Source organism: Anaerococcus sp. HMSC065G05 (assembly GCF_001812365.1).
GTDB classification, from domain to species: Bacteria; Bacillota; Clostridia; order Tissierellales; family Peptoniphilaceae; genus Anaerococcus; species Anaerococcus vaginalis.
On record NZ_KV808717.1, the window covers coordinates 7507 to 16157 of the forward strand.

The 8651-nt window shown below is 30.4% G+C and carries 10 protein-coding genes and 1 pseudogene; 1 reads left to right on the forward strand and 10 read right to left on the reverse strand.

The window, feature by feature from the left end; genetic code table 11:
* Nucleotides 1-187: 187 nt before the first annotated feature.
* From HMPREF2852_RS06135 to HMPREF2852_RS06175, 10 genes and pseudogenes are all read right to left on the reverse strand, one after another.
* Nucleotides 188-1048 carry a DegV family protein gene (locus tag HMPREF2852_RS06135; RefSeq protein ID WP_070606672.1) on the reverse strand — a complete coding sequence of 287 codons (861 nt, stop codon included), beginning with the start codon at nt 1046-1048 and terminating at the stop codon, nt 188-190.
* A gap of 73 nt (nt 1049-1121) precedes the next feature.
* Entirely contained in the window at nt 1122-1811 is a 690-nt protein-coding gene (gene gpmA, locus HMPREF2852_RS06140) for a 2,3-diphosphoglycerate-dependent phosphoglycerate mutase (RefSeq protein WP_070606675.1), read from the reverse strand.
* Nucleotides 1811-2860 carry a rod shape-determining protein gene (locus HMPREF2852_RS06145; RefSeq protein ID WP_019118962.1) on the reverse strand — a complete coding sequence of 350 codons (1050 nt, stop codon included), beginning with the start codon at nt 2858-2860 and terminating at the stop codon, nt 1811-1813. Before HMPREF2852_RS06145 ends, gpmA begins: the two co-directional genes overlap by 1 nt.
* Before the next feature lie 8 nt (nt 2861-2868).
* Nucleotides 2869-4038 carry a methionine adenosyltransferase gene (gene metK / locus HMPREF2852_RS06150; protein ID WP_070606678.1) on the reverse strand — a complete coding sequence of 390 codons (1170 nt, stop codon included), beginning with the start codon at nt 4036-4038 and terminating at the stop codon, nt 2869-2871.
* 57 nt (nt 4039-4095) lie between these two features.
* Nucleotides 4096-4573: pseudogene (gene ispF, locus HMPREF2852_RS06155) on the reverse strand (2-C-methyl-D-erythritol 2,4-cyclodiphosphate synthase).
* 1 nt (nt 4574) lies between these two features.
* Nucleotides 4575-5264, reverse strand: coding sequence for a 2-C-methyl-D-erythritol 4-phosphate cytidylyltransferase (gene ispD / locus HMPREF2852_RS06160; RefSeq protein WP_070606681.1), 690 nt, complete (start codon nt 5262-5264; stop codon nt 4575-4577).
* A gap of 1 nt (nt 5265) precedes the next feature.
* Entirely contained in the window at nt 5266-6366 is a 1101-nt protein-coding gene (locus HMPREF2852_RS06165; RefSeq protein ID WP_039920676.1) for a PIN/TRAM domain-containing protein, read from the reverse strand.
* 19 nt (nt 6367-6385) lie between these two features.
* Nucleotides 6386-6865 (reverse strand): CarD family transcriptional regulator, encoded by a 480-nt coding sequence (locus tag HMPREF2852_RS06170; RefSeq protein ID WP_019118967.1) that lies wholly within the window; start codon nt 6863-6865, stop codon nt 6386-6388.
* A gap of 81 nt (nt 6866-6946) precedes the next feature.
* Nucleotides 6947-7147, reverse strand: a complete 201-nt coding sequence (locus HMPREF2852_RS10115) for a hypothetical protein (protein WP_261668177.1) — start codon at nt 7145-7147, stop codon at nt 6947-6949.
* On the reverse strand, nt 7144-7887 hold the full coding sequence (locus HMPREF2852_RS06175) for a diacylglycerol/lipid kinase family protein (protein WP_261668178.1): 744 nt from the start codon (nt 7885-7887) through the stop codon (nt 7144-7146). The genes HMPREF2852_RS10115 and HMPREF2852_RS06175 overlap by 4 nt, the downstream gene beginning before the upstream one ends.
* A 153-nt stretch (nt 7888-8040) precedes the next feature.
* Here HMPREF2852_RS06175 and HMPREF2852_RS06180 point away from each other — a divergent pair, with 153 nt between their 5' ends.
* On the forward strand, nt 8041-8589 hold the full coding sequence (locus HMPREF2852_RS06180; protein ID WP_070606684.1) for an energy-coupled thiamine transporter ThiT: 549 nt from the start codon (nt 8041-8043) through the stop codon (nt 8587-8589).
* Nucleotides 8590-8651: the final 62 nt, after the last annotated feature.

Sequence of the window (8651 nt, forward strand, 5' to 3'; positions counted from 1 at the left end):
AAACTAGCAAAATTACTAGATAGATTAGACAGAGAGGATGATTTTCCTCTATTTACTAAGATACTTGCTATATTATTTAAAAAATCAATATATTTTAGAATAGAGATAGAAAAAGCGTCAATAAACCTGTTTTATTAAGAGGTTTGCCGACGCTCTGAAGCGATGTGTTCGCTTGTTTTACTTTTTACTATTCATAATCTACAACACTTAAAAGTATTGATTTTGGTCCTAAATGAACTCCAAATACTGGAGGTACTGTCATTTCTTTATATATTTTTGCGTTTTTTATTTCTTCTTTTAGCAATTCTTTTATTATTTTTATTTCTTCAAAGCTTGCTCCGCCGCCTATTGCTAGGCCGTATTCTTTTTTATCTTTTATTTTTTTCTTTATGATTTTTGCTATTTCTTGGAATGATTTTTTTCTTCCTATAACTTTTTTTGCTATTTTTATTTCTCCGTCTTTCATTGTAAAAATCGGCGTGAAATTTATTAAATTTGCAACTTTTCCTATTGATTTTGGCAATCTACCTCCTTTTACAAGGTAGTCAAGATTTTCTGCTCTTACGTATATATTTGCTTTTTCTACATCTTTTATTGCTCTTTTATAAATTTCTTCGTATTTTTTTCCTTTTATAGCTGATTTTGCTGCTTTTGTTGCTATAAAATATAGGGGTAGTGATGCTATTTTTGTATCTATTATGTCGATTGTAACATTTTTATTTTCTATATGATTTTTTGCTAAATTCATCATATTGTTCATACCTGAAAGATGGGATGATATTGAAAAACATAGGATTTTATTGTATCCTTCTTCTATATATTTTTCTAGACTTTCTACAAATTCTCCTACTCCTGGTATTGATGTGCTAACTTTTTCTTCTGTGTTTTTTAATTTTTCAAAAAATTCTTCGCTTTCTAAATCTATTTGGTCTGTGTAGCTTGTATCTCCAAAATGTATTTTGAATGGGACTATGCCTATGTTATATTTTTTTGCTTCTTCCAGGTTAATCGAGTTTCCTGAATCTACTATTATTTTTATTTTCTCCATTTTTTCCTCTTTTAATTATTTTTTCTAAAAAAATAGCCTCAAAACAAAAAGTTTTGAGGCCTTATGTCTTTTTTTATAGATAATATTTTTCTACTACGTTTAATTGGTCATCTAATTCGTAAACTAATGGTTGTCCTGTTGGGATTTCTAAATCCATTATGTCTTCATCTGAAATATTTTCTATATGTTTTGCCATAGCTCTTAGAGAATTTCCATGTGCTGCTACTAAAACTGTTTTTCCATCGATTAAATCTTTTGCTATATTGTCTATATAGAATGGAAGACATCTTTCTAGTGTTACTTTTAAATTTTCTGCAACTGGTATTATATCTTTTGGATATTCTTTAAATCTATCTTCGCTTGCTTGTGCATTTGCTTCTTCGTCTGTTAAAGCTGGTGGAAGTGTATCGTATGATCTTCTCCAAATATGAACTTGTTCGTCTCCGTATTTTTCTGCTGTTTCTTTTTTGTTTAATCCTTGTAATGCTCCATAGTGACGTTCGTTTAATCTCCAAGATTTTACAACTGGCACATACAATTGGTCAGAATATTCAAGGGCAAAGTTACAAGTTTTGATTGCTCTTTTTAATATTGATGTATAAGCTATATCAAATTTTATTCCAGCTTCTTTGATTTTTCTTCCAGCTTCTTTTGCTTCTTCTACTCCCTTGTCTGATAAATTTACATCTACCCAACCTGTAAATTTATTGGCAAGATTCCATTCACTTTGTCCATGTCTTACGAAAACTAATTTTTTTGTCATTATCTTCTCCTCATTTTTTCCTTTTTTTCAAGCTGTTTTTGCTTGGCTTTCATTGACTCATTCTTTTCTTCATCGATATTGTCAATCCATGTTAGGGCGTTTGCTGTTCCTTTTATTACACATTCTCTTGGATCTTGAGCAATTTTTACATCAATTTGAAGTCTTTCATTGATTCTTTTTGCAAGTCCCAAGGTTAATGCACCGCCACCTGTTAAAAATATACCTCTTTCATACAAATCTGCAGCTAATTCTGGAGGTGTTTGCTCTAATACATTTTTTACTCCATTTATTATTTTATCAATTGATGGTAGTAAGCAAGAATAAATTTCTCCAACTGGAAGATAGATTCTTGATGGAAGTCCATCTTCTATAAGTCGTCCTACAACTTCAATTGAATCTGTATAGTCTGCTTCTTGAGCTTTTATTTTTATCATTTCTGCACTTGATTCGCCAATAAGCATCCTATATCTGTTTCTTATATGATCTTTTATATCATTGTCGAAAGTATCTCCAGAAATTTCTATAGAATCACTTGTTACGATTTGTCCCATAGAAACTACTGCAATATCTGAAGTTCCTCCTCCAATATCTATAACCATATTTCCTTTTTCATCTGTTATATCTATATCTGCACCAATCGCTGCTGCGAGAGGTTCATCTATCAAATAAACTCTATGAGCTCCTGCGTTTTCTGCTGCTTGAAGAACTGCTCTTTTTTCAATTTGAGTTGCCTTGCTTGGAACACAAATCAATAAATCAGGTTTAAATAAAGATTTATTCAAGGATTTTTTCAAAAAATATTTAAGCATTTCTTCTGTTGCGTTAAAATCTGCAATAACTCCATCTTTTAAAGGCTTTAATGCAATTACATTTCCAGGAGTTCTTCCCAAAATTTTTTTTGCATCTTTTCCGACTGAAAGAATTTTTCCTGTGAGTGTATCTTTTGCTATAACTGAAGGTTCTTCTAAGCAAATCCCCTTATCTTCAACGTATACAAGGACTGAGGCTGTTCCCAAATCTATTGCGACACTTTTTCTTAACCTTGACATGGCCTCTCCTATTTATTTTTTAATTTATCAACTTGGTCTAATTTTTCCCAAGTAAAATCTTCATCATCTCTTCCAAAGTGTCCGTAAGCTGCGGTTTTTTTGAAAATTGGTCTTTGCAAATCTAATTTATCAATGATTGCTTGAGGTCTAAAATCAAAAACTTCTTTTACAATTTCTGTAAGTTTTTCATCTTCATATTTTCCAGTTCCAAAACTATCTACATAAATTGATAGAGGTTTTGCAACTCCAATTGCATAAGCTACACCAATTTCACATTTTTTGCAAAGTCCTGCTGCAACCATATTTTTTGCTGCATATCTTGCCATATAAGCTGCTGATCTGTCAACTTTTGTTGCATCTTTTCCGGAAAATGCTCCGCCACCAGATTTTGAATATCCACCGTAAGCGTCAACGATTATTTTCCTTCCTGTAAGTCCAGAATCTCCTTTTGGTCCACCAATTACAAATTTTCCTGTTGGATTTATATAAAATTTAGTATCATCGTCGATGTATTTTGGATCAATAACTTCTTTGATTACTTTTTCTATTACATCTTTTTTAATTTGTTCAAGGCTTACTTCTTCTGAATGTTGAGTTGAAATTACTATAGAATCTACTCTTTTTAATATGTCATCATCATATTCTACTGTAACTTGGCTTTTGCCATCAGGTCTTAAATAATCAAGAATTCCTTCTTTTCTAACTTGAGCAAGTCTTTTAGAAAGTTTTTGTGCATAAACAACTGACAACGGAAGATATTCTTCTGTTTCATCATCTGCATAACCAAAAACCATTCCTTGATCGCCCGCTCCAATTTTGTCGTATTTATCATTTGTAGATTTAAAATCTATTGAATCATTTACGCCTTGGGCAATGTCAGGAGATTGCTCAATAAGCGATGTTAAAACTGCTACGTTTTGATAATCAAATCCTAATTTTGGATCATCATATCCTATTTCTTTAATTGTATCTCTTGCTATATTTTCAATTGGTGCATAAGCATTTGTTGAAATTTCTCCAACAACCAAGACAAGACCTGTTGTTGTTACACATTCACAAGCTACTCTTGAATTTTTATCTTGCTTTAAACATTCATCTAAAATCGCATCAGAAATTTGATCGCAGACTTTATCTGGATGTCCTTCTGTTACTGATTCTGAAGTAATTAATTTTTTCATATTAAGTCCTTTCTTTTAAGGATAATTATACCTTAAATTATTTCGATTTGTTATATTTTAATCAATTTTTTCTAACAAAACTACAGCTCTTGCCTCAATTCCTTCTCCACGTCCTGTAAAAGATAATTTTTCTGAGGTTGATGCTTTGATTGATACATTTTCTATATCAGTTTTTAAATGTTTTGCCAATTTTTTTTTGAATCTCTTCTCTTTTCGGAGAAATTTTTGGCATTTCACAAATTATAACTGTATCTAAATTTCCAATTTTGTAGGATTTTTCTTCCATTAATTTTACAACCCTATCAAGAAGTTTTATTGAGTAAATATCTTTGTACTCATCGTCAGTATCTGGAAATAAATTTCCAATATCTGGAAGATTTAAGGCTCCCAAAATTGCATCCATTATGGCATGAACCAAAACATCTGCATCTGAGTGTCCCAAAAGTCCCTTTTCATATTTAAATTCAACTCCACCCAAAATTAATTTTCTATTATAAACTAATTTGTGAACGTCATATCCTATTCCGATTCTCATACTAATCCTCTAAAAACGCCTTGGCAAATATCAAATCTTCTGGTGTAGTCATTTTTATATTTGAATATTCGCCTTCAACTACTTTTATTTTTTCATCACTATATATTTCAAAAAGCTGGCTATCATCTGTTATTGTAAAATTACTTTGTGTATATTTTTCGTAAAAATCCAAAATCATTTCCTTATCAAAGGCTTGAGGAGTTTGAACATTGTAAACTTCTTTTCTAAGTGGTGTAGTTTTTACCAAAGAATTTTCATCTACAATTTTTACTGTATCTTTTGATTTTACTGCACTTATTACAGCCTTATACTCTTTTAAATTTTCTAGCACTTTTTCAAATAATTCTTTACTTGCAAAAGGTCTTACCCCATCATGGGTTAAGACCAATTTTGAATTTTTATCTACAGCTTTTAAGCCCTCATAAGTTGAAAGCTCTCTTGTTTCTTTCCCAAAAACATAGGAAATTTTCTTGTCATATTTTTTTAAAATATCCTTCAAATAATTTTCATCATCTTTTCTAATTACTACAATTATTTGGTCAATTTGGTCAAGTTTTACAATGGTATCAAGGCTAATTTCTAGAATTTTTCTGCCCATAATTTCTATGTAGGGTTTTGCCTTGTTGGATTTCATCCTAAGTCCATTTCCTGCAGCTGTAATTACCGCTGAAATTTTTTTGCCGTCTATCATATTATTCCTTTGCTCTTACAAATATCATTTTTCCAGCCGATGTTTGTAAAACACTGGTTACTGTTGTATTTATTTTCTTTCCAATTAAATCTTTTCCATCTTCAACTACAACCATTGTTCCATCTTCAAGATAACCTACTCCTTGGTTTCTAGATTTTCCTTCTTTGATAACTTCAATTTCCATTATCTCTCCAGGCAAAACCTTGGTTTTCATTGCATTTGCCAAATCATTTATATTTAAAACTGTAATTCCTTGCACATCTGCAACCTTATTTAAATTGTAGTCATTGGTAAAAATTTTTGCTCCTGTATCTTGGGCAAATTTTAAAAGTTTTGAGTCTACTTCTTTTATTTCTGGATAATCTTTTGAACTTATTTCAAGATTTATATCCTTATTTTTTTTGATTTCTTTTACAACGTCAAGCCCACGTCTGCCTCTTTCTCTTTTTAAATCGTCGGGACTATCGGCTATGTGTTGAAGTTCTTCTAGGACAAATTCTGGAATTATTAGTTTTCCTTCAATGAAATTTATTTTTATAATATCCAAAATTCTTCCATCAATTAAAACTGATGTATCAATTAATTTTAAGGATGTATCCTTTGAAATTTCTTTTTTATTTTCTCTTCTATTTGATATTTTTACATTTTTTACTTTTTGGAATGTTTGAGGGTATTTGTCTGGATATTTTGATGCAATTCTCCAACCCAAAAGTCCAAAGCCCAAATAAATAATAATAGATAATAGCACAAAAATTGAATTACCAACTACTGGTAACGACAAAGAGCTTAATGGTTTGGTCGCAAGAAAGGCTAAAATTAAACCTACAATTACTCCGCTTATTCCAACTGCCACACTAAGTGGCGGTAAATCTTCTAAGTATTTTTCTAACTTCATAAATACATCTTCCATCATTTTGTAAATAAAACCTGATAGAAAATAAAATATGCCTGCAAATAATAAAGCCACTAAAACATTTACTGCAATGAAAAAAACAGAACTACCTATTGTAAAATCCACAACAGATAGTACCAATTTTAATACAGATATGCCTAGAATAGCTCCAATTACAGAAAACATAATTCGAAATATTCTATTTAACATTATCTTCTCTCCTAATTTTTTATAATCCGATTGATTCATCAATCATTTTTTCTGCCTCATCTCTTTCGAGAGAGCCTGACATGACTAATTCGCTAGCCATAATTCTTCTTGCCCTATTTAAAAGCTTTTTTTCCGTTGTTGAAAGTCCCTTATCATCGTCTAAGGCAACAAGGTCTCTTACCATATTTGCAATTTTGAAAATATCTCCAGTTTTTAAAATTTCTTGATTTTCTCTATATCTTAGATTCCAATTAGAATTTAAATCTTTAGGATCCTGTTCAAGAATTGCAAGTATTTCTTCTCCTTCTTTTTTGGATATAACATCCCTAATATTCATTTTGTTGATATTTGCTTTTGGAATTGATATATCCATGTTACCTATAGGCATTTTGAGTATAAAATATTCTTTTTCCTCGCCTAAAAACTCTTTGGTTTCTACAGAATCAATTATCCCAGCTCCGTGCATAGGATAAACTATTTTATCACCGATTTTAAACATTTTGACCTCCTAGGTTCTCTCTTTTATTATAACCTTTTTTGCCAAAATAGTAAAATCAAATAATTTTACAGTATACTACCACTATATTCTTTTGTCAATACTTTTTTTCCTATTCGAAATCAACTCCTTGCTATCTTTTGAAAAGCCCGTTCTCATTTTTACAGCTCTGTTTAAAACTTTTACTTCACTTTTTTTATAAGAGCCTCCAAAATCGCCGTCCAAAGTCCAATCAATTTTTTCTTCGCTTTCAACTTTAAAAACAGAACCAGACCTAAAAATCACATTATCATTTTCTTTTTGCTCCTAAGCCCATCGATAATTTGATTTAGCTCTATTAATCCTTTTGGTTTTTTAATTAAAACAGCTTCAAAAATCCCATCATCAAGACCAATATTTTTATTGTAAAAATTATTAAAACCTCCAACTGAAACAGAATTTGTTGCCATAAAATGAATAAATTCTCCTTCAAAAATTTCTTCATCAATTTTTATTTTTGCCTTATAAGATTTTAAATTTGAAACAGTTTTTACTCCCTCCAAAATATAGGCAAATCGTCCAAAAATATTTTTCATTGATTGGTCAGTTTCGTAAGAAACTTGGGCGATTGAACCAAAGGCTGCAACGTAGGTAAAAAATTTAGAATTAAATTTCCCAACATCCACATCCATAACTTCGCCTTTTATAGCATATTTGCTAGATTTTTTTATGTCGGAAGGAATTTTTAATGATCTTGAAAAATCATTTGTTGAACCTGTTGGAATGTATCCGATTATAGAATTTGCATCAGCTTTTAAAACACCAGAAACAACTTCATCCAAAGTTCCGTCGCCACCGCTTACTAAAATCTCATCATATTCTTTGGCAAATTCTTTTACTTTTTCTCTCGCATCATCCGCTCTTTGCGTTGCATAAACCGTCGGAAAATAAGAATTTTTGCTAAAATATTCAACAATTGAGCTTAAATAATTTCCTATAGTTCTTTGTCCACTCATCGGATTATATATATATAATAACTTTTTCATTTTATCCCTCAAATTTGTAAATAATATATTTATATTTTACTTACATTTGCTAAGTTTTAAAGTATTTGCTAATTTTAATTCCAATTTATCAACTAACATGATATACTTAAAATTGTTATTATATAAAATATAACAGAAAAAAAGGAGTAAAATATGGAGAAAAATAATACAAGATTTATAGTCGAAGGAGGAGTGTCAATCGCCCTTTCTTTTGTACTTTCTTTTGTAGTTTTGTTTAAAATGCCTCTAGGAGGTTCAGTAACTCTTGCATCTAGACTTCCAATTATAATTTTTGCAATAAGATGGGGAGCTAAAAAAGGACTTTTGGCTGCAGCAGTTTTGGGATTGTTGAATATGGTTTTTGGAGGATATGTAATTCATCCTGCCCAAGCAATTCTTGATTATATTCTTTCATTTTCAGCAATCGCCCTTGCAGGTTTATCATTTAGCAAAAATAAAAGCAAATATTCATACATTCCATCAATAATAATTTCATATTTAGTAAGTGGAGCTTTTAATGTGATTAGTGCTTTTATATTCTTTAACGATATGGCAACAGCAAAAGCAGCCGGCTTTAATAACTTTACCCTCTATGCTTTTGCATATAATTATTCTTTCTTAGCCGCTGATGCTTTAATTTTAATAATTGTATTTTTGCTTATTTTTGATAGGGTAAAAAAATTTCTAGATAAACAAAATTAAAAATAATAATTCAAAAAGACCATCTTCCGATGGTCTCAGACTGTAGACAAAGTAGATGAAAA

Bases quoted from the DNA above. Each gene is read 5' to 3' on its own strand.
- HMPREF2852_RS06135 (WP_070606672.1), bottom strand. From the start codon at position 1,048: ATGGAGAAAATAAAAATAATAGTAGATTCAGGAAACTCGATTAACCTG.
- gpmA (WP_070606675.1), bottom strand. From the start codon at position 1,811: ATGACAAAAAAATTAGTTTTCGTAAGACATGGACAAAGTGAATGGAAT.
- HMPREF2852_RS06145 (WP_019118962.1), bottom strand. From the start codon at position 2,860: ATGTCAAGGTTAAGAAAAAGTGTCGCAATAGATTTGGGAACAGCCTCA.
- metK (WP_070606678.1), bottom strand. From the start codon at position 4,038: ATGAAAAAATTAATTACTTCAGAATCAGTAACAGAAGGACATCCAGAT.
- ispD (WP_070606681.1), bottom strand. From the start codon at position 5,264: ATGATAGACGGCAAAAAAATTTCAGCGGTAATTACAGCTGCAGGAAAT.
- HMPREF2852_RS06165 (WP_039920676.1), bottom strand. From the start codon at position 6,366: ATGTTAAATAGAATATTTCGAATTATGTTTTCTGTAATTGGAGCTATT.
- HMPREF2852_RS06170 (WP_019118967.1), bottom strand. From the start codon at position 6,865: ATGTTTAAAATCGGTGATAAAATAGTTTATCCTATGCACGGAGCTGGG.
- HMPREF2852_RS06175 (WP_261668178.1), bottom strand. From the start codon at position 7,887: ATGAAAAAGTTATTATATATATATAATCCGATGAGTGGACAAAGAACT.
- HMPREF2852_RS06180 (WP_070606684.1), top strand. From the start codon at position 8,041: ATGGAGAAAAATAATACAAGATTTATAGTCGAAGGAGGAGTGTCAATC.